Source organism: Saccharicrinis sp. GN24d3 (assembly GCF_052400645.1).
Classification (GTDB): domain Bacteria; phylum Bacteroidota; class Bacteroidia; order Bacteroidales; family Marinilabiliaceae; genus Saccharicrinis.
In genome coordinates this window covers 706,147-727,600 of record NZ_JBQTGI010000001.1, presented here as the reverse complement: position 1 = coordinate 727,600, position 21,454 = coordinate 706,147, and the positions used below count along the sequence as shown (strand labels likewise).

The following is a 21,454-nucleotide window of genomic DNA, read 5'->3' as shown; positions in this document are numbered from 1 at the left end:
AAAAATTTGTAAACATCACCTAACTTCAAATAGAGGTACGGGACAGAATTTTCTTTTCACCCCTAAATCCCCAAAAGGGGACTTTTTAAATCTTCTTTTAGCAAGCCTCCGGCAATTGCCGGATTGGTGTAAACGTAAAAAGAAAATTTTGTTATTCACCTTTAATAGCATAAGTAGCAGATTGACAGAAAACAACATAGATATGAAGAATAATTATGCACTGATAGTATTAATAGCTTGTTTAATATTCCCAATAAATGTAGCGCAAAGTCAAACCAATTCAGACGAAACAGCACATTACGGCATGGATGTTTCCGGTGTTTGGAGACAGGTAGCTCCTGGAATGGCAGGAAGTAACAGGGCTATTTATACCGATGCGGTTGACCCCTTAAAATTATGGACTGCTCCTGATATGGGTAACGATTATATATCCACCGATGGTGGTTTACACTGGGAAAGCACTGTTCCGTATAACGGCGTATGGACACAACGAAATACGCTGAGCGACGAATGCGTGGTGAGCGACCCTAAGAATAATGATATTGTTTTAAGCTTAAACAAGAAAGACATTTTCCTGAGTACTGATGGAGGACGAAATTTTGATAAAATAAGCTCCTATGCTTCGGGGCAGGAACCCAATTCTGTTTGGTATACTGCCTTCGCCCACCCTACCGATGAGGGCACCTGGTATCTGGCCAATGGGCTCGACAATAAGTATTATCGCACAGGTGTTAATCCAAATCCTGTTACAAGTATTGATGTTAACGCACCTAAAGTCTGGAAAATCACGAATATTACACGTGACACCCGCACTATTGAAGCTATATCCGGAACTGGAATGGAGGCCACAACAGCTGTGTTTGATGTTTTCTGTCATCCTAATACCAACACATACCCCAATATGTTATTTGCTGCTACATCATCGGGTGTTTACCGTAAAGATAATGCCAGCACTGCCTGGACCAAGATTTTAGAAGGCTGCTCAAAAGCCGATTACCAATGGAGCAATGGTACATTAACCGTTTATGCCTTGCAACAAATTGAATACGAAGTATACGGTAGCATATTAACATCTAAAGGAGGTATTTATAAAACTACAACACCTGAAACTACATCTGCTTCATTAGGTTGGACTAATAAAACCAGCAAATTATACTTGGACTTAACACAGTTGGATATCAATAAAACCTATTTTAAATACATGCTCGAAAAATGGTTTGGATATACTAACGATGAAGAAAATTCAGTAAACATCCCTAACTCATTTTTGCAAGATTTTTCTGATATACTTTGCGATCCAACAGATGCCAACAAGGCCTATTTATCCGTTTGGGGAGGTACCATCACAAAACCAACTGTCAGTTGCGTTTGGAGCACCAATAATGGTGGAGACAAATGGTTTCCTGCCTTTAGAATTGGAACAGGTTACTCAAAAGATTCATATTGGTCAACTAATCACCCCAATCGAAACAACAGAAACGTAGAACTGGGGGTAGCCGATCATAAATTACCCGAATTTGTCAGCTACGAAAACCGGGGAGTTCGTTCCATGGCTATAGCTGCGGATGGCACTGTATATGTTTCTGCTGTTAAAGGTTACCATACCTATAAATACGATGCCGAAAATGATGAGTGGACCAGTGTAGACAATACGCAAGTGGATGATGTATTCTACGGACATGGCAACAACGACACAGGAGCCTATGGGGTAGTAGCTGACATTCATCATCCCGGCGAAATGTTTGTGATGCAATATGAAGCTTCGGCTTTTAAATCAACTTCACAGGTGCATCCTAATTTTCCTGGTATTGTAGGTCTTAAACGCATTCCTGCATTGATTGATATTGGTCCCACATGGGCACCTGGTCAGCCTTTAAATACGCCTATTACCATGGCTTGTCACCCTACCGATCCTGAGGTGTTTTATTATATGTCGCAACGTACAGGTGAGATTAGAAAATGTACACGCACCAGCGATACACATACCACCATGGGCGAACCCATTGAAGTTCCGAATACTTTAAACGTAGCGGACATGAAATGTATTTACTGGAGCGATTTACGGATTGCTAGCGATGGGAAAACCATGTATGCTATTGCCGAGGTGATAGACACGGATAACCGCCCCATGGGACAAACCAAGATTTACGATCCCGAGGACCAAAAAGGTATTTATAAATCTACCAACGAAGGCACCACCTGGACTTGTATGAACAGTGGTTTGCCCCTGACAGCCGGAGGCAGAAACACCTCAGGTACCCTTATTGGTACCAACAGTGCTTGCGTAAAAGCCTTGGTTATGGACCCAGGTAACGAAACATGTTTATATGCTGCCGTTAAACGATATCGTGCCCCTGCAGGAACTTCAGGATATGTAGATGGTGGTTTATACCGATCTGAGGATGGAAGTAGTAACTGGTCAAAAATAACCATTCCTGCTAATATCAAATCTGTGTGGGATGTTCAGTTGCACTTAACAGATAGTGAACCCACAAAAATTTATATTGCAGCAGGTGGCGAAGGTTCAGTTGCAGATTGGGGCGAAGGTGGTGTTTGGGTTGCGGACTATAAATCCAATGGTGATTACCAAATATCGGATTGGAAAAAAATATTCGACCATCCTTTTACCTCTCTTGTTAGAACGAGCCCTAACGATGAGAATATTTTATTGGTGGCTACCCGTGAAACATCGAGCAATAATAAAGAAGATGCCGGAACCTTTTATACTTTAACCGGTGGCGGGTTAGACTACAAAAACACCTGGACAAAGATGAACGAAGGCAGGGGCAGTATGATGTTAGGTGATATTACTTTTGATACCGGAAACCCCAACAGGGTTTGGTGTGCGGTTGAATCATCGGGCGTTTACACTGCTTTATTACAATCCTCGGAGATTGGCACAATTGATAGTATTTCGATTACTAGCTCAAATGTAGAAATGAAGGTAAACGAAAAACTACAATTAGAAACAAATGTATTTCCTTTAGGAATTACACCAGTAACGGCAATCTGGGAATCTTTGGATGAAGAATTTGCTACAGTTTCTGAAACAGGAGAAGTTACAGCTATTGAAGCCGGAGAAGCAAGAATTGTGGTTTCTGCACTGGGTAAATCAGATACTATTACGATAACGATTAGCTCTGATATTTCAGTAAGAAAAACCAAAATGGACCCATCACAAATCTACCCCAATCCGGTAAGTAACGGGAAGATTTATGTAAAAAAAATGAAACCAAACGAAACCTATACCATCAGCGATACATTGGGCAAAATAATTTCGACCGGTAACCTACTCAATAGTTCCATTGATGTTAGTGATTTACAAAAGGGGTTGTATTTTATCGTAATTGGAAACCACATTGGCAGGTTTATTAAAATTTAATACAATATGAGATGATATTTAGCGCGGATTTGTAATCCGCGCTTTTTTAATACCATTTCTCTACCGAATTATAAATCTTAATACACACAGCAAAGAGCACATCCTTTTAGTATTCTAGCTCTTTTATTTTATTATAGCCCGCTTATTGCACTATGTATGGTTATAACCTAAAACAATTAATAACAACTTTTATAGGATTATTCAGTCATAGTTTTAATCTCATCCACTTCAATAACGCTGCCTGTGGATAGGTTGTTCAGTTTTATATCACCTATACGCACCCTGATTAACCTTAACGTAGGGAAACCAACCACAGCGGTCATTTTACGTACTTGCCTGAACTTCCCTTCCGTTATGGTTATTGAAGCCCAACTGGTTGGCCCATGTCTTTCGCTTCTTATTTTCTTTCCCGATGGCTCTATGTTAGGGGCGCAATCCAAACGTGTTACGGAGCATGGTAAGGTGGTGTACTTTTTTCCTTGTATACCAATTTCTACACCACGTTCTAATTGCTTAACAGCCTCATCCGTTAGCAATCCATCCAACTGTGCAAAGTACTCCTTTTCTACCCTTTTACTTCTCACCTGTTCACTAACTTTACCATCGGTTGTAAGTAATAATAGACCCTCAGAGTTTTCATCCAGACGTCCAATGGACATGGTGTTCTCGGGAAAATCAAAAAGCTCTCCTAATAACTTCTTATTCTTCAACTTTTTTTGGTTACTCACAAACTGGGATAGAAATCCTGACGGTTTATGTATAATAAAATGACGATGTTTTTCCATTAAAATCAAATAACGCTGTAATTTGCCAGCAATGTAGTAATTATTGACAATACCTCTGGCGCGCTTTTGCAAAGCGTGCCTATCTTATATTTGAACTAAACTTAATACCCCTTTGCCGCCTGCATAATCAATAGCTGAAGAATATTTATAATCTTCTGGTTTTATGACGATCTCTTCTTCTACAGGGTTTTTATGAATATAATCTAATCGTTGTGTTAACATTTCAGTTGTTGCCAATTCAACAGGATGAAAACCATCTTTCCATATCTTAAAATTAGCACCTCTTTTTATTCGGTTTGCGGCATAACTAAACTTGTTCAAAAGCCACTCTCTTCTACTTTCGGGATGTTCTTTAATTGCAGCCAGCAGTTCTTTAGATGTATATTTCTTAAAATCACGGATAATATCTTCTAGATTTGAACCTGAAGAACTTACAATAAGGTGAATGTGGCTAGTCATTATAACATAAGCATGAACTTTCAAATCTTTTTTATTCTGACAATATTCTAAAGACTCTACCTAAATATGTTTATATATTGGTCGGGTAAACAAATCAACCCAATCTATAATTGTAGCTGTAACAAAATGTAAGGCTTCCTGATTACGAACTTTATACTTTGATGACATAGAGCTCTCGATTTAGTTTTACAATAAACCAAATATATCAAAAACAGTTAAATTTTGGTTTGAAAAACCTTATAGACAATGGGCACGCTTTACAAAAGCGCGCCAGTGTGCATAGAATGCGCTAGTGGTACTCCCTTACCTCCTGCATTATCCCCTCAACTATCGCAAGTTTGCTACTTGTGACATAAAATGTAACAACCCACAAGTCACAGACTTGCGGTAGAATACATAGTCCCCTCATTATTAGGCTATGCAAAACTCATTAAAAAGTTCTTTCAGTTTTAGACCTAATCTTTGTCTTACCCGACAGGTTTTCTTTTACTATAAGATTATTACTTCATTCGGCATAGTCCTAGCGCGCTTTTGCAAAGCGTGCCTATCTTACATTTGAACTACTCTTAGTTACGTATCGTTATAACTGCTCTATCGGAGCCATCTAAGTCTTTTAAATGAACGATATAATTACCTGGTTTCAATTGATTTATAACTATGGTATTTGTTCCAATATTTACCTCATTTGCTTGAATAATTCTTCCATCCATCGAAATAATTTTAAGTACGCCAGTTTTCCGGGCCTCAATATTAAATTCACCTTTTACAGGGTTGGGATAGACTTTCAAAGTCCGTGCTTTAATCCCTTTGCCTATACTTGTGTCTTCAACTGTACCACTAATCACATCATCCATACAGGTAGTTGTTTCTGTTACATCCGATGCTTTAAACTCTGCATCGTCAGCCGATAAACCTTTATAAAAGACAAATTTATCAATCTGAATATTTTCCGACCTACCACAAACCTTTAGGGTATAATCTCCGGCCGCAGCAAAATCGGCCACCAGGGAGGATGAGCTGTGGTTAATATCCAGTTGCCCGTTCATGGTAAATACCGTTTTGCTTCTGCCCACAAATTTTTGATACGAGGTAAGCTTATCACTTCCCGAATATCCTAAATCTCCATCTATGTAAATCCATATATCGTTCGATAAATCTCCTTCTGCTTCATCAGGTTGACGCATAAACCATTTAACGGTATAACGACCCGGATTATTAATCGTAAAAGTGTAAGAAATTTCATTTGCCAGGTTTTGTGAATTATAACTATTCGCTCCCATATAAGTTATGTACTTACCTCCCGAGGCATAGTTATCGCCACTCACCACTTGCCAACTTCCTTTTAAATCAAAGCGTTCGGCTTCAAACACCAGTAAACCATCTTTTTCAACTAAATCACAATCCTCTGAGCAAGTTTCGCATTTGCTAACACTTACCACCTTCACTTCAATTTGATCAATTATTTCATCTATACCTGCCCTTACTGATATGGTAGCGGTACCTGGAGTAACTCCAACCAATTTACCGGCAGGAGAAACATAAGCTACCTCAGCATTGCTCGTAGTCCAGCTCATAAAATCGTCCCATGGTTCCTCTGGTACTGTTGAAAAACTTAACTGATATCTTCGTTGTGGAAATATAGTAACGCTTTCCTTCGTAATATCTATCGCTTCTGTAAGTTCATCACCAGGCAATAAAATACCATAACCAAAAAAATCATCCAGAGCAGAAGGACTTGCATTTTCATTGTTTTTTAATAGATAATACACCATGCCGGCATCCGACACATCGTATTTACCATGTTTATGGTCTTGCATTCTTTCGTACAACCATACCATATTAGGATCGCGATGGTCTTTAAAATTTCTCCAAGGGTAGGCATTCTGATTGGAGCACAGCCCCTGATAACCTATATCACAAGTGTTCTGGTCTTTTATCAACTTATAGTTTAATCTGTTACCACTAAGTTCAATACATTGTGTCATGGTATGCTCTGTAGGTCTCCTCAGGTGATTATCGTTGTAATTACTATGAGATATCACGTAAACATGCGATAATGATTCTATTCCACCATCATCAATAACAGCTTTAACGGCCTGATAGAAAAATTCTGATGGTCCCATATGAATAAAGTACAAAGGATCAGCAGCTGTTGATTTTTGCAGCTCAGTCTTTAAACTGGCAATGGCCTCTGTTTTATGCGTGCCTACATCAAAAAATACATCCAGGTCATACTTAAAACGATTAGCCGCATCTTCGGCATTCACCTTCATATAGTTTTTCTCCGTTGAATGAGCAGGAGAAGGCATAAAGTTATTGTAAGAAAAATGTACCAATTTATCCTGCAGCTTAGCTTTAGCCAATATAGCTAATGACATGGGTGTTGCTCCCCAATCATCCGGATCGGCAGTGTTATACGTTCCGGTATATTCCAGGTCGGGTTGATTGTTTCCGTCGGCACTACAAGCTATGCGGTTATTTTTGTAGCCTAATGCCTGGGCATATATGGATGATTGAATGCAGATATTGACAACCACCAATAGAAATAATATTTTTAGTACTTTCATTATAATTTAGATTTTCAAGGGTATGTATATGAAAATCTAAATTATGCCAGAAAACTAAACATCATAGGGGGTTATTTTATATTTAAACGGTGATGTTTAAATAACTTTTATTATACGAACGTTAAATATACTTTCGTATTCAACGTTATGATTACTCATCAGCAGCGTATTAAGCGCTAACTTCATGGTTAAAATGATATTACCTCCAGAGAATTGTGTATAATGTTTTTTATACACCGTCGTCCTCGCCACATACCTTTCGTTAAAAAAATCGCTAATAAATCTCTCAATAATGGGATGTTGCCTTATCCCATCTTCATTTTTGGCATCGCCCCAAAAACGAAGCAAAAAACTCTAGCCGAGAAGAATGCCAACGCTCTCTTCCCAATAGCTTATAATTCTGCAGAAGTAAGTGTTTTTCAAACACAAGGACAAGCCCCTTCCTGGAATTATAAAACCATTGGTAATTCACACCCTCAATGGCCTTCTAATCCTCGACAGGCCAACCCACTTTGATTTACAGCTCAAAAAACATTTTTCTTCTTCAGTTTAAAATATTACCACTTTACACCCCTTCTTCAATTATTCAAAACAAGTTAGAGAACTTAGGAGTGTGATTTATAACGCAGATTTGTAATCCATGCCTTCAAAAGCTTTTTGCCTGATTACAAAAGCCAATCAACATAACAAGATCCACAACCTTTAGTATTGAAGCTATTGTTATATATTTGCTATCTCTTTTATCCTTATAACAAACATGAATGCCAGTAAGTATTAAAAAAATGATAACCGTAACTGCAGCTATAATAATTAATTCTGGTAAAATTTTAATCACCAGAAGGGCGCCCGGCAAGCACCTCAGCGGTTACTGGGAGTTTCCTGGTGGTAAAATAGATAACGGTGAAACAGATGAAGAATGCCTGGCAAGGGAAATTGAGGAAGAATTGGACATTAAGGTTGAGGTCGGTGACTTTTTTATGGAGAACAATCATCATTATAAAGAAAAACACATTGTGCTCAAAGCATATTTTTGCCGTCATTTATCCGGAGATATCTTACTACATGACCATGATCAGATGGCATGGGTAAGTCCATCTGATTTGTGCAAGTATAATTTTGCCCCCGCTGATATTCCCTTTGTAAAAGCTTTACCCATATTACATCCCTCGGGGCTGGATAACAGAAAAACCTATTGATAACCGGGTTATTTATCAATATCATTCCGAAATGAGTTTTAGGATAAGTCTTTAACTTCAATCTTCTGTATTACGAAATTTTTAGTAGTTCGCTCATATCTAGCCATAGTCCAATTTATAATAGCTTGGTTTGTTTAGCGGGTCTTGGTGCTTTAGTAACCAATATCCTGGCCTGACTATTACTTTCATTACTTAAATAATGAACAATATCAGCCGGGCTTTCTATTAAATTGTCTCTTTCAAATACCGCTGATTCCTCGCCCACATGCACGGTCGGTGTTCCTTCCAACACATAAAAGGTTACATCCACAGGTGTTTTGTGTGGTTTTAGGGTTTCCCCTGATTTTAGGGTAATATGCATGATCTGAGCCGATGCATCATTATACATTTGTCTTACTTCCACGTTGTGGGGATTTTCCTTTAAAGGTTCTGTTTTGTAATTTCTTGAAATCATTTCTTGAAGTTTTTTTATTTTACAAGGTACGAACTTTCTCGTGTTTCTTTTTCTTTCTGTGCCGTTTTCGCCAAAGCAAATAACCACTCAAAACTACCGTAATTCCTACCAATGCTGAGACTGGAACGATGAAGATATAAAAGATACCCGTCTGCTGCTGAAAAAATCTTCCGGTGTGTATTTCAAGTGATAAATTCCATAACGACATTTTTGATTCTGATAACATATGATCTGGCATTTTTGGAAATGGGCGGTTGTGGTACAATGGAATAATTCCTTTATCGTAATCAACCATATATTGATGACCATTCGCGTCGGTTAGGTAACCCGTAATTTTAAAATCACCAATGGGACGACCAGCAGTGTTTCCCTCATATATCTTTCCCTGTTGTGCATAATTATATATTTCAGGATGCAAAGGATGCCAAAGAAACAACCCGCTAAAAGAACCGATTAAATATGCGCCGTTATGGAATGGTTTTAGGGCGTTTATGCCCATAACACTAACAGGTGGTTGAATTTTAAATGGCATGGGTTTAAAGTTATTTGCGGACAAATAATACATACCTTCTGATGTTGAAAGTAAAAACCGGTTGTTGTCGGCATCATACAAAAGATCTCTCAATTTATCGTACCAAGGATTGGCTTGGTCGAGGTGCGAAAATTTAAGGGGTGCTACCTTTGATTTGGCAATTGCAATAAGCAATGGAGGGCGCAAGAACATTCCTGTAAAAAATAGCACAATCAGTGCCATAAAAGTCCAAGCACCCATATAATTATGCCATTTTAACGACCATTTGTTTATACCTATTATTAGCGCATATTTTTTTGATTTCGTTCTTCGCTTCTTAGCCCATCCCGGAAAGAAGAAATAAACAATTCCTGTTAACGATAAAAATAACGTTATGACACCCAGTATATCCACAAATAACTTCCCCGGCAAACCAAAAATTTCGCCGGAATGAATTTGCCATATTGTTTCAAAGAGACTTACTTCTTTTTTATAACCAACAGGTTCTTTTAATTCAATCTTATTAAAATTCGTTTTTAAGCCCCTGGATATTCCTTTAAACATAAAGGAACGGTTTAAAGCAAAAATTGTGTCACCCACACTCTCAATGGCAACAAACCTTTTTATATCAACATCTAATGGAAATTTATTCCAACTCCCCTGATTAAAATTATAGGCATATAACCCAAAATGTGTTGCTGCATACAAATTCCCGTCTTTGGATTGATGAACATCAAAAATTTTTCTGTTATCCATACCTTTAGGAAAACCTGAATTAAAAGAAGTATAATTCGTACAAGCTGAATCGGTAAGCCAGATACCGATATTCCCATATACCAGAATACTGTCTTTATTGCGTATAAGATTCCCTTTTAGGGCACTATTGTTCCAATTGATATAGTGAAAGTTTTCGGGAAGTGCGGTTCGTGCTAAGTCCCAACCTGAAAAGAACTCCCGATGGTTCATAAAAATACCTGTAATGCCATAATACAAGAGCAAAAAGGCGATTATTAATCCAGGCCATTTATGGAATTTCTTATAGGTTTTTGCTAAGGTTCTTTGTGATTTTACCATTCTCAATCACAATTTTCCAATTCAACAATATGGTAACCTTTTTTCTCAATTTCCGAAACCACAGCCAGTGCAGCTTCTTCCAGATGACAGAACTCACATTCCTTTGTGCTTATGTCTGCCGATTTCACATCTTTTTCTTTCAGGTAGTTCTTCCCGAAAGCATAAATAACCGATTCTTCTTTCAATGTTTCCGGTACTAAAATATCAAAATGCATTTTCTTACCATCGCTACGCTGCACATATGTATCCCAAACTGCTACCTTCATTTTTCTTCTTCAATTTTAATTATGCCTGTGGGGCAGCTTTCTGCAGCTTCCCGAATCTCAAGTTCATATTTATTGTAATCCACGTCGGGCATTACTACCATCTTACCGAATACCTTAAACACTCGTGGTGCAAAAGACTGGCATAGCATGCAAGCCACGCAGGTATTTACCGTATCGTCTCTCCAAACTTTCTTTATTCCCATCATCAATCATCATAACCTGCCTGACAAGATAAACACGCGTTGGCGTAGGCATCATATTCATCAAAAGCGGGACCGGGATTTCCGTTTATGGTTATTACTCTGTCTATTCTGACATTTTCATCTGATTGAATATTCATAAATTCACCTGATTTGTTTTTTAAAATACCTTTTAATTTCCCATTAGATTCTTCTAATGATTGATTTTCACCAAAATATACTACTCTTACCACTTGCTGCATAAATGAGTCGGTAATTTCAAAAAAGACCGGATTAACCGGTAAATATTTATTTTTCGCTTGCATTGTTTTCAGATTTTAAACATTCATTAATAATAGCATTCACATGAATACATGTTGTATTCAAGAAGGGCAAATTCAAATACCTATCTTCGGTAAACATTAAAGGAAATTCCGTACAGCCCAGTATTACAGCATCAATTCTTTGTTTTTCCTTCAGATCTTCTACAATTTCAAGTAACTCTTGTTTTGTTTTTTCTTTAAAAATGCCTAATTCAAGTTCGTCAAACAGCTTAGAATGAATGAACTCTACCTGTTGTTCATCCGGTACAAATATTTCAATGTTGTATTCCTGAAAAACCTTTTGATAAAAGTCCTTTTGCATGGTAAATTTCGTACCCAATAAACCGCACCTTTCTGCGCCAATAGATTGAGCCTTTTGAGCACAAACTTCCAGAATGCTAATTAACGGTAAATCAACCTGGCCTTGAATTTCGTTGAACAACAGATGAGGTGTATTGGCGCTCAACACGGCAAAATCCGCCCCGGCATTTTTTATACCGTTTAAACAATCGGCCAGGTAATCGGATGCTTTGTCATACTTATCCTCTTCGAGTAAACCAATAAACCTTGACATGGTAACACTATAAAGAACAATCTCTGGATAATTCAAGCTGCCATTGCCATTTATTTTATCGAAACCTTTAATTATTTCCTTGTAATAATCTACGGTAGCCTCCGGTCCTAGTCCCCCTAAGATTCCTATTGTTTTCATTTGCCGTAATTTATTGTTTAGTTTTAACCCGGCTTATGCATTAGAACTTCGTCATGAACATTGAAAGGGCAATCTTACTGTTTTTCTTCGTTCTCGTGCGATGAAGTGAAGCAACGAAGTGTCTTGTTCTGAAGCAATTTCAATGTGTAATAGATTTTTTAATACATATTGCAGGTTTAATCGTTATGCGCTCTAATAAGACTGGTCTTTTGGTATGCTGTTTATTTGTAAATCCTACTTCTGCGATAGAAATTTTTCATTGTTATTTAAAACCTTAAATGACAATGCTATCAGCAAAACAAGTTTACTTGTTTCAAACAAAATAAAAATCAGGTGGACCGCTGAACCCGATGGCCTATCGCCTGCGATTATTTGTTCGGCTCTTTGCAACAACTGAGGTAAAAGCCAAAGAGATTGCATCAATAATATGATGTTCAGCAGCCAGAACATGATACGATGAGAAGACAGACTAAAAACCCGCTTTCTATATGTTTGAAAAAACAATACCCAAACAATCAACAGAATTAACAATTCAATACGATTTAATACCGTAAAGACCAAACTTCCAATACTTAAACCAATTTCCCTGGTTACCCCATTTGCCCTAAACTTTAACCATGCTTCCAGAAAGCTGATGGCACTTATTAACCCTGCCCAAAAAGCAAAAAGAAAAGCAATAAATTTTTTATGAATACTCATTGCACTGAATAGTTCATATTACATAAATTTCAAATCAACCATTTTCATTTCCTTATTTAGCTCTGATTCAATCTTCTGATATCTTTGGTTCACCAGATCTTTCTGTTCATCACTTAAAGCTTCTTCGGCCATTGGATATAGAACGTTATCTTCCTTATAAATATGCTGTTGCAGCAAGAAGCAATATCCTCTTGCATTTTCAAGTATTTGCCTTGTATCGGAATTGGTTAACCCATCTTCCATACCTTTTACATACTTACGCCCTTCATCATGCTCATGAAGCATTACGGGAATAGGGTTACAATGTAAATTTTCGATATTCTCCAGCATGGCTTTAAAAAGAATATCCTCTTCTTTGGCGTGATGGAATTTATCAGCGTAGTTTTTAATAAAATCAATCGTCTTTTGGAAAAAGCCTATCTCTAAAACCTTTCCGTTTTCAATTTCATTACATTCTTTAAGCACGGCATCTATAACTTTCAGTATTGTTTGATGCTCATCAGATAAAATTTTTGTAATATTCATGTATGTAAGTTTTTTATTGTTTTATGATAAATCCAACATTTTTTGAATCGGAACCCTCGCTTTTTCAATGATGTCACTGCAGAGGTTCACCTCAAATTGTTCATAAACCAAACTATCGCATATTTTTTCAAGTGTATGCAGTTTCATGTACCTGCAGTCGTTGCATCCGCAGGTTGAATCGATGGGCGGTGCCGGGATGAAGTGTTTTTCCGGGTTTGCTTTTCGCATCTGGTGCAATATCCCTGATTCAGTTGCGACAATAAACTCTTTGCACCCTTCAGCTTGCGTAAACTTTAATAATGCCGATGTAGAACCGATAAAATCTGCTGCAATCTGGATAGGTTTCTGGCATTCCGGATGGGCAATTAATTTGGCGTTGGGGTATTCTTCTTTTATTTCCAGAATTTTTTCCAGAGAGAATTCCTCGTGAACATGACATGCCCCATCCCATAGCACCATATTTCTGCCTGTGATGCCGTTCAGGTAGTTACCCAGGTTTCTGTCGGGTGCAAATATTATTTCACGATCAACAGGGATACTATCAATAACCTGTTTGGCATTGGTCGACGTGCAAGTTATATCTGTTAGTGTTTTTATTTCCGCCGTTGTATTTACATAAGAAACCACTACGTGATCTGGGTATTTTTCCCTAAAGCGTTTAAAATCTGCATAAGAGCAGGAATCTGCCAGGGAACAACCGGCTTCCGGATCGGGAATCAACACCTTTTTCGATGGCGAAAGAATTTTTGCGGTTTCAGCCATGAAATGGACCCCTGCAAATACAATAATATCAGCATCTGTTTCCGCAGACTTTCTTGATAAATCAAGGCTGTCACCCACAAAATCGGCTATATCCTGAATTTCACCATACTGATAGTAATGTGCCAGAATGATTGCATTCTTCGCTTTTTTAAGCTTTTTTATTTCATTGATGAGTCGATTATTTGGTTTCATGGTACTTCCCTCCGTTCCTTTTTAATTTCCGTTTTACCATTCGATCGCGCTTTCGGTCCACTATCTGAATGGAATAGAATGTCTTCAATATTTTCCGTTACTGCAGTTAATCCCATCAGATATCTGGAAAGTCCGTTTTCCGATAGTTCCTTTCATAAAGGGTATATTGTCATCCAGATAATCTATTTAATACCGCTTCGCCTTGTTTGATTTTTTGCGATAAGGATTTGATGGTTTCTGTTTGAACTATCGCAAAAAATCCATCCCGAACAACTTTATATTGTTCATGCAGGGGACAAGGGTTATCGTTATTACAGTTTCTTAACCCAAAACCGCATTTATGAAAACAGGCATCTCCTTCAATAACATGAATTACATCGTACAGGGTCAAATCGCATTGGTTGTTGTTAAAGAAAAAACCACCACCTCTGCCTTTCATGGAATCCATCAACTTATTTTTGGTAAGTGTCTGGAGGATTTTGGCCGTATAAGATTCGGGGGCCTCTATTTCTTTGGCAATTTCCCCTACACCGGGTCTTTGTTGCTCCCAGTTACATAATTGCACATATACTAAAGCCCTAATGGCATACTCGGTGCTTTTGGATAACATAGTATCTTAATTTATAAGTTCGTTTTCAATAATTAAAGCTTTCTTAAACAGGATGTTGTTTTCCAAATGTATATGCCGGTGTAAATCGTTTTCAAACTCTTTTAAGGTTTGATAGGTAACTTGGTATGTACCGCAGCCATCGGGTGGGCAGGTATAGGAAGATGTAAGTGTCGATATTTTTTCAAAACGCCCACCCTCCGTTTGATGTTCTTCATCCAATAAGTCTATGTTTTTTTGCGCTTCCCCAAATTCGCTATCCCCCTTCAAGGCTTCCTTTTTATATTTTACCATTTTGCGGATATATGGAAACAGCATTAATTCTTCTTTCTTCAGGTGCATGCTTAAATTTGCAGCTGCACCATCAAACAATTCTTTAACCTCATAAAGCTCCGGATGGTTAGCCCCGTGAACATCGCATAGCTTCTGCAATTTCTGTTGGATAAACGGTATATTCTCGTTCACATAAGAATGGTGCCTTTTTTCGATGTAATCGCATAATTCATCAAGTTCAAGACTGTCAATGTATCTTGAATCGGCATCATTTTGTTCCACCTTGGCTTGTAATTCAGGAACTAATAGCCTGGCATCAATATTGGATTTTTTGCAGGCTTCACCCAAACTGATTCCCCCTCCGCAACAAAAATCAATGCCATTCTTCTCAAATATCTGAGCTGTTTTGAAATTCGCTTTTACAATGTCTCCAACGCTTGTTTTAATATCTATATCCATGTTTCTTGTTTTTATTTCTGCAAAGATAAACATTTTTTATAAAAGGACACTCATGTCCTTTTATAAAAAATGTTATACATTTGTTCAAACTTTAAATCTAAGAAATATGAATACAAGAAAACTTTGGATTGGATTTATCCTGGTGATGGTAATTTCATTCGGGATATTAGGTTACTATGGTTGGGAGATTTACCGGGAAGCTCCGCCCATACCCGAAAAAGTAGTTAACAATAGCGGCAAAGTGCTATTTACAGGCCAAAACATCAAGGACGGTCAGAATATTTGGCAATCTATTGGAGGTCAGGAGTTAGGAACTGTGTGGGGACATGGTGCATACCAAGCGCCAGATTGGACCGCGGACTGGCTTCACCGTGAGGCCATGTACATTTTAGACAGGTTTGCACAATCTGAATTCAACTTAAATTACGATGACCTTACGGAAGAAAAACAAGCCATGCTTGAAATCAGGCTTCAGAAGGAAATGCGCACCAATACCTATGATAAATCCACAAAGACCTTGCATATTTCAAATCTGCGAGCAGATGCCATTGAATTTGTAAGCAGTCATTATACTGCATTATTCATGGACGGCGAAGCGCTTGCCGATTTACGCGAAGCCTATGCCATTCCTGCAAACAGCATAAAAGATGCAGACAGGATGGATAAAATGAATACCTTTTTCTTCTGGGCTACATGGTCAACGGTTACAGAACGTCCCGGGCAGGAAATAAGCTATACCAATAACTGGCCACCCGAAAAGCTAGTTGCCAACGAGCCAACGGGTGATTTACTTCTTTGGACTGGTTTTAGCGTAATTGTACTTTTGGTGGGAATTGGATTATTGGCCTGGTATTATGCTACCAACAGAGAAGAGGATGACGAAATTGCTAATGTTCCAGCAGTGAACCCGCTATCCGGTGTTAAACAGACGCCTTCGATGAAAGCAACCTTAAAATATTTTTGGGTGGTAACAGCGCTCATTATAGTACAAATTATCATGGGCGTAATTACCGCTCATTTTGGCGTTGAAGGAAATGGATTCTATGGTATACCTTTAGCAGACTTTTTACCGTATTCCGTATCAAGGACATGGCATATACAGTTGGCAATTTTTTGGATAGCTACTTCTTGGTTAGCAACAGGCTTGTTTATCGCTCCTGCTGTTTCCGGCAAAGAACCAAAATTTCAAAAACCTGGTGTTGACATACTGTTTGGCGCTCTACTTGTTATTGTGCTGGGCTCTTTGGCCGGACAATGGATGGGGATTATGCAGAAATTAGGTTTGGCTCAGAACTTTTGGTTCGGACACCAAGGATACGAATACGTGGACTTAGGTCGCTTTTGGCAAATCTTCCTTTTTCTGGGTTTGTTTATCTGGCTGTTTTTAATGGGACGGGCACTACTGCCGGCTCTTAAGGAACGTAACGAAAACCGTCATTTATTGTTGATGTTTTTAATTGCTTCCATCGCAATCGCAGCTTTTTATGGTGCCGGATTGATGTGGGGACAACAAACACACCTCGCTGTTGCCGAATACTGGCGTTGGTGGGTAGTACACCTTTGGGTGGAGGGATTCTTTGAAGTGTTTGCCACTGTGGCTATCGCATTTTTGTTTGTTCGTATGCAACTGATTAAATCGAGTATAGCTACATCAAGCGTCCTGTTTTCAACTATCATATTTCTTTCAGGGGGAATCTTAGGCACGTTTCACCACTTATATTTTACGGGAACGCCCACCGCCGTGTTAGCCCTGGGCGCAACATTTAGCGCATTGGAGGTAGCCCCGCTGGTGTTTATGGGTTTTGAGGCCTATCACAACCTAAAACTTAGCCGGGTGAGTACTTGGGTAAACGCCTACAAATGGCCCATCTACTTTTTTATTGCAGTTGCGTTTTGGAATTTATTGGGAGCCGGAATATTTGGATTCTTAATCAATCCTCCCATTGCGCTTTACTATATGCAAGGCCTAAACACGACCCCTGTTCACGGTCATACTGCTATGTTTGGCGTATACGGTATGCTAGGTATTGGACTGATGTTATTTGTTCTAAGGGATATGGACTTAAAAGTAGATTGGAAAGAAAGACCTATTAAAATCGCATTTTGGTCAATGAATATCGGATTGTTACTAATGGTTCTCATTAGTGTTTTACCCGTAGGGTTGGCGCAAACGGTGGCTAGCGTTAAACATGGTTTATGGTATGCCCGTTCGGCTGAATTCCTGGGAACCCCGACTATGCAAACCATACGTTGGCTCAGAGCTATTGGAGATACCATCTTTGCTGTTGGAGCCTTATACTTAGGATATTTTATCTTTGGACTTAAGGGAGGATGGTCCATCAAGAAGTAAAAAATCTAATTACAATGAATGAAAGCCTGGCAATCGTCAGGCTTTTTTATTCGGTATTAATAATGCTTAGTATTTTATTGATCTGGAATTTTTTTTCAATGCGTTCAAACTGAAAGATATTACCGTATGCATATATAAATTGTTTTTTAAGGTCTCTATACAAGTTTTGTATTCTTTAAAATATGTATTATTGTAATCTTAGGTCTATTGCGTATCGTAATATTTTCTCAATTGCCTTCTCACATAAAAAAATCGAATAATTCCAATGACAAATAATAATGGTGCGACCACCATTAAAAAAAATCCAATATTCATAATATCACTCAGTGCTTCAATTTTAATAATTGCTACGCCCGAGCTAAGAAAAACGATTGAGGTTCTAAAATAAGCTAAAAAAGTCCGTTCATTGGCCAGACGAGTCCGTTCGATCGCCAAAGCATCAGTTTTACTCAGTTTGACTTTTTCCATAATATTGCACTTAATTTTGCACTTAGTTACGCAGTTGTTTTTATACTTTTTCTTTTAACCCGGAATATGCATTAGAAAATCTATTACACATTGAAATTGTTTCAATACAAGACACTCCGCTAATTCACCTCAACTCACCATAACGATGCTCCCGAAAGTAATCGGGACAAGTGATGCCTCGTTTCAGTAAAGCCTTGTTTTATTGCACTTTCAATGTTCACGACAAAGTTCTAATGCATAATCCGGGTTTAATAATTATTGTATCACACAGAACTGAAGTTCGGGAAGCACAAATTTAAGTCTGTAGAAATTACCTTCTGTAATTAAAAACAAATCGGCTCCATAACCGCCTTTCAAAAATCCAGATTGCTTAATTACAGATACCTTAAGTTCTGATTTTAAATCGTCAATAGAATTGCTGTAATGATCATTTACATTTTATCTACTGTTACGTTTTTTTTCATATCCTTCAGTTGTAATTGCTTAGTTAGTGAAAATCTTTTGCAAATAATTTTCCATATATCTTCTCATTAAGTTTAATCTGTGCTGTCTTCCGGAACGGTACGCCGTTGGTGGTTCCCTAACCTGGGTAACAAAAGTAACTGCTATGTGTATATTTAAAGGGTTATTAATAGAAAAATCGGTTGCTATGCTCCACGTTCCCTGTACCCTCCCCCGGGGGGAGGCTATAAATCAAGCATCTCCACACCTTGTTCAAAAACAATGTCGCGAGGAATTCCGGCGGCAGCTATCTTGTCCAGGTCAGCTTGTAACTCTGGTTGGATAAAACCCATTTCTTTGATCATCTTCTGTGCTTTGGTATAGTCGCCATCGCCTTGCATCACCAAGATTTCTTTGGAAAGGTCGATCATGGCAGCACGCATCTTATCAAAGTCCACTTTATATTTTCCGGTGCTTGCATCTTTGGTAAAAGCTTCTTTCTCCTTAAAATAGTTAAAACGAATCATATTGGCTTTACCGTGCGAGCTGGAAGCACCAAAACGTATAGAACGGAACAGTCCGGCCATAAAGGTCACGTAGTTGTCCGTCAGCACCTGGTCTTCGCCCAACTCGTTCATTTGGGTTAACATATCCACCATATAAAGTCCAAGTATATCGGCTTTGCCTTCTTCAATGGCTGTCGATGTTTCTTTTAAGGCCTCACGAACCGTTCCGGCACCGTCCAAGGTATTTTTAATTCCCAGCCCGTGCGCTACCTCGTGGAACATGGTGTTCTCAAAAAAGGCATCAAACGTTACGTTCTTTTGCTGTTCTTCTGCAATCAACAACTTGCTGATGGGTACCAAAATCATGTCGAACTTAGCCTTCATGGAATTTTTCAACTGCAGTTTACGACTTCCTTTTTGCAGATGTACTTTCGGATCGTTGGGTAGGTTGATGGCAATGGTCTTGCTTCCGGCATTGCAGTCGCCACCATAATAAACCACATCGTAGGCTCCCAAATCAGAGTCACTTCCCGGAACTTCGGCTTTGTATTTGGCATCCACCGGCAACCCTTTTTGCAACTCAGGCAATAAAGAAGCAAAGTGCGCTAACTTATCCGACCATTCCATGTCCTTGATTAATATGTATGATTCAAAAGCTGTCTTTGCTCCATAAAGCGCATCTTCGTAGTTTTCAATGGGGCCAACCACAAAGTCAATCCTGTTGTTTTTCATGCTCATCCAGGCCAGGTCGCTTTCAAAGTATTCGCTATCCATCAATGCTACCGCTCTTTTCTCCAGATATTCTTTAAAACCTGCATCATCGGCCAAAGTTGCGGCCTGCTTAAGCAAGCCTGCTACCTTTTGTAACTCATCGGCATAGGCCACATGATAGGGTACCACTTTTAATTTGCCATGCTCATCTCGTACAATAATGGTGTACAGACTGTTTTTGGTCTCATCTTCCAAAGCATCAAACTCTTCCCTGGTCATATCTTCAGGGTAGAATTGAGCTCCGGCCGGCTTGTCTCCTATTCCTTTAATAAAGGACGCATTTCCATTTAATCTTTCCCAGGGCCCATAGTTGATTTCCAGGTATTTTTTAGTGTACTCATCGTCTATCTTGCACATCAAAGCATCCTTATCGCCCCAGGCTTGCTTCCAGAAAAGATCGTCCATTATTTGAGCGGCCTCAAACAACAAGGGTAACATCTTCTTTTGATTGGCAGATAAGTTAGATACATCTGTTGTCAGTTTAAAAGCAGTAAACTCTTCTACTTTTTCTTTTACATTAGGTATAGATGCGATGTACTTGGTTTCCTCCTTTTGAGGGGATTGAAAGGAAAACAAAAACGCCGCACAACCTAACAGGTACAAATAGTTTTTCATTTTATTCTATGTTTTGTTGTTGGATATTATTGGGGCAAATATAGTTAATTTTAGCAGGTAGTATTTTAGTCGACAGTCAGAGTCAAAAGACTGGTGACTGGAGAGTTTTAGGTACTGTCCCACAGGGGTACGCCCAAAAACTGACTAATGGTTTGCGCATCTTCCCTGAGCGAATCTATCTTGGCATGATCCATTACGTTAACCCGGGATTTATCCTTGCAAACCAGGTTTAACTCATAACTATTGTAATTACCCTTGTCGCTTCTAATCCTTTCCTTAATAATTTGAAGGGCATAAATGGCGGAGAGTTTGGTAAAATGTTTGTCTTCATTCGGATTATAAACCTCTCGAGGCCCTTTTTTACCAACCCAGTAGTAACCTTGTGTTTTATCAAAGTACTTTTTTTGAACCATAAAAATATTGAACACTATGGAAATTACGCAGAATAAAAGACCTCCGCCAAATAAAAAATAATCCTCTTCCTGAAACTGCCATGCCACTTCAGACAGTTTATAAAGTGAATAAGCTATCATCACAGCCCCGGCTATCATAAATATATGCACAAATATTTTGGACATCAAGGTTGGCTGTACTTCGAGATTATTCTCATCTACCTTTATTACCTTATGTGTTCTAAAATTGGCTCCCCCGTTTTTCAGGGGAACCCAGCTAACCTTGGTTGCCAGCGTATCCTGAAATATTTCCGGATGAACCACTTCTGCTTGGGTTGCTTTGCGATATTCTTCTTTTACTTTCTTTACCAGTTCATTAAACATATGCTCTCATTTTATTGATGATACAGCGTATAATCAAAATTAATGAATTAAAACCAGTGAATGAAGAAAAATTAAAAGAATGGAAAGTTAATAAGCGTGGGT

The 21,454-nt window shown here is 38.5% G+C and carries 19 protein-coding genes and 1 pseudogene; 3 read left to right on the top strand and 17 right to left on the bottom strand.

Features of this window, described 5'->3' with window-relative positions:
• Positions 1-202: 202 nt before the first annotated feature.
• Positions 203-3,382, top strand: coding sequence for a T9SS type A sorting domain-containing protein (locus ACT29I_RS02540; RefSeq protein ID WP_444792627.1), 3,180 nt, complete (start codon positions 203-205; stop codon positions 3,380-3,382).
• Positions 3,383-3,579: 197 nt separating this feature from the next.
• Here ACT29I_RS02540 and ACT29I_RS02535 read toward each other — a convergent pair whose 3' ends face one another.
• From ACT29I_RS02535 to ACT29I_RS02525, 3 genes and pseudogenes are all read right to left on the bottom strand, one after another.
• Positions 3,580-4,167 carry a pseudouridine synthase gene (locus ACT29I_RS02535; RefSeq protein ID WP_430934569.1) on the bottom strand — a complete coding sequence of 196 codons (588 nt, stop codon included), beginning with the start codon at positions 4,165-4,167 and terminating at the stop codon, positions 3,580-3,582.
• A gap of 84 nt (positions 4,168-4,251) precedes the next feature.
• Positions 4,252-4,671, bottom strand: a pseudogene (locus ACT29I_RS02530) (transposase); the annotation flags it as partial.
• A gap of 521 nt (positions 4,672-5,192) precedes the next feature.
• On the bottom strand, positions 5,193-7,193 hold the full coding sequence (locus tag ACT29I_RS02525; protein ID WP_444792626.1) for a T9SS type A sorting domain-containing protein: 2,001 nt from the start codon (positions 7,191-7,193) through the stop codon (positions 5,193-5,195).
• A 761-nt stretch (positions 7,194-7,954) separates the two neighbouring features.
• Between ACT29I_RS02525 and mutT the strand changes: the two genes are divergently transcribed.
• On the top strand, positions 7,955-8,389 hold the full coding sequence (mutT, locus tag ACT29I_RS02520) for an 8-oxo-dGTP diphosphatase MutT (protein WP_444792625.1): 435 nt from the start codon (positions 7,955-7,957) through the stop codon (positions 8,387-8,389).
• Positions 8,390-8,504: 115 nt separating this feature from the next.
• Here the strand turns inward: mutT and ACT29I_RS02515 are convergent, their stop codons facing one another.
• The 11 genes from ACT29I_RS02515 to ric all read right to left on the bottom strand — a co-directional run bounded on the left by ACT29I_RS02515 (position 8,505) and on the right by ric (position 15,425).
• Positions 8,505-8,843, bottom strand: a complete 339-nt coding sequence (locus ACT29I_RS02515) for a cupin domain-containing protein (RefSeq protein WP_444792624.1) — start codon at positions 8,841-8,843, stop codon at positions 8,505-8,507.
• 19 nt (positions 8,844-8,862) lie between these two features.
• Complete coding sequence (locus ACT29I_RS02510; protein ID WP_444792623.1) at positions 8,863-10,428, bottom strand: PepSY domain-containing protein; 1,566 nt, start codon at positions 10,426-10,428, stop codon at positions 8,863-8,865.
• Between the two features lie 2 nt (positions 10,429-10,430).
• Positions 10,431-10,694 carry a DUF2024 family protein gene (locus tag ACT29I_RS02505; protein ID WP_444792622.1) on the bottom strand — a complete coding sequence of 88 codons (264 nt, stop codon included), beginning with the start codon at positions 10,692-10,694 and terminating at the stop codon, positions 10,431-10,433.
• Positions 10,691-10,900, bottom strand: coding sequence for a ferredoxin (locus ACT29I_RS02500; protein ID WP_444792621.1), 210 nt, complete (start codon positions 10,898-10,900; stop codon positions 10,691-10,693). Before ACT29I_RS02500 ends, ACT29I_RS02505 begins: the two co-directional genes overlap by 4 nt.
• Positions 10,900-11,199, bottom strand: a complete 300-nt coding sequence (locus ACT29I_RS02495) for a hypothetical protein (RefSeq protein WP_430937053.1) — start codon at positions 11,197-11,199, stop codon at positions 10,900-10,902. The genes ACT29I_RS02500 and ACT29I_RS02495 overlap by 1 nt, the downstream gene beginning before the upstream one ends.
• A complete protein-coding gene (locus tag ACT29I_RS02490; RefSeq protein WP_430937055.1) occupies positions 11,183-11,908 on the bottom strand; it encodes an aspartate/glutamate racemase family protein in 726 nt (241 codons plus the stop codon). Before ACT29I_RS02490 ends, ACT29I_RS02495 begins: the two co-directional genes overlap by 17 nt.
• 234 nt (positions 11,909-12,142) lie before the next feature.
• Entirely contained in the window at positions 12,143-12,607 is a 465-nt protein-coding gene (locus ACT29I_RS02485; protein WP_430937057.1) for a hypothetical protein, read from the bottom strand.
• A gap of 18 nt (positions 12,608-12,625) precedes the next feature.
• A complete protein-coding gene (locus ACT29I_RS02480; protein ID WP_444792620.1) occupies positions 12,626-13,132 on the bottom strand; it encodes a hemerythrin domain-containing protein in 507 nt (168 codons plus the stop codon).
• A gap of 21 nt (positions 13,133-13,153) precedes the next feature.
• Entirely contained in the window at positions 13,154-14,086 is a 933-nt protein-coding gene (nadA, locus tag ACT29I_RS02475; RefSeq protein WP_430937063.1) for a quinolinate synthase NadA, read from the bottom strand.
• 169 nt (positions 14,087-14,255) lie between these two features.
• Entirely contained in the window at positions 14,256-14,696 is a 441-nt protein-coding gene (locus tag ACT29I_RS02470; protein ID WP_430937065.1) for an RrF2 family transcriptional regulator, read from the bottom strand.
• Positions 14,697-14,702: 6 nt separating this feature from the next.
• The gene (gene ric / locus ACT29I_RS02465) at positions 14,703-15,425 is read right to left on the bottom strand and encodes an iron-sulfur cluster repair di-iron protein (RefSeq protein WP_430937067.1); all 723 of its coding nucleotides are present in this window, start codon (positions 15,423-15,425) and stop codon (positions 14,703-14,705) included.
• 106 nt (positions 15,426-15,531) lie between these two features.
• On the opposite strand from ric, the gene ACT29I_RS02460 reads away from it, so the two are divergent.
• Positions 15,532-17,775 (top strand): nitric-oxide reductase large subunit, encoded by a 2,244-nt coding sequence (locus tag ACT29I_RS02460; protein ID WP_444792619.1) that lies wholly within the window; start codon positions 15,532-15,534, stop codon positions 17,773-17,775.
• Positions 17,776-17,979: 204 nt separating this feature from the next.
• Here ACT29I_RS02460 and ACT29I_RS02455 read toward each other — a convergent pair whose 3' ends face one another.
• The 3 genes from ACT29I_RS02455 to ACT29I_RS02445 form a co-directional block, all read right to left on the bottom strand.
• On the bottom strand, positions 17,980-18,243 hold the full coding sequence (locus ACT29I_RS02455) for a YidH family protein (protein WP_430937070.1): 264 nt from the start codon (positions 18,241-18,243) through the stop codon (positions 17,980-17,982).
• Between the two features lie 686 nt (positions 18,244-18,929).
• Complete coding sequence (locus ACT29I_RS02450; protein ID WP_444792618.1) at positions 18,930-20,576, bottom strand: dipeptidyl-peptidase 3 family protein; 1,647 nt, start codon at positions 20,574-20,576, stop codon at positions 18,930-18,932.
• A gap of 107 nt (positions 20,577-20,683) precedes the next feature.
• A complete protein-coding gene (locus ACT29I_RS02445; RefSeq protein WP_444792617.1) occupies positions 20,684-21,352 on the bottom strand; it encodes a hypothetical protein in 669 nt (222 codons plus the stop codon).
• Positions 21,353-21,454 lie beyond the last annotated feature (102 nt).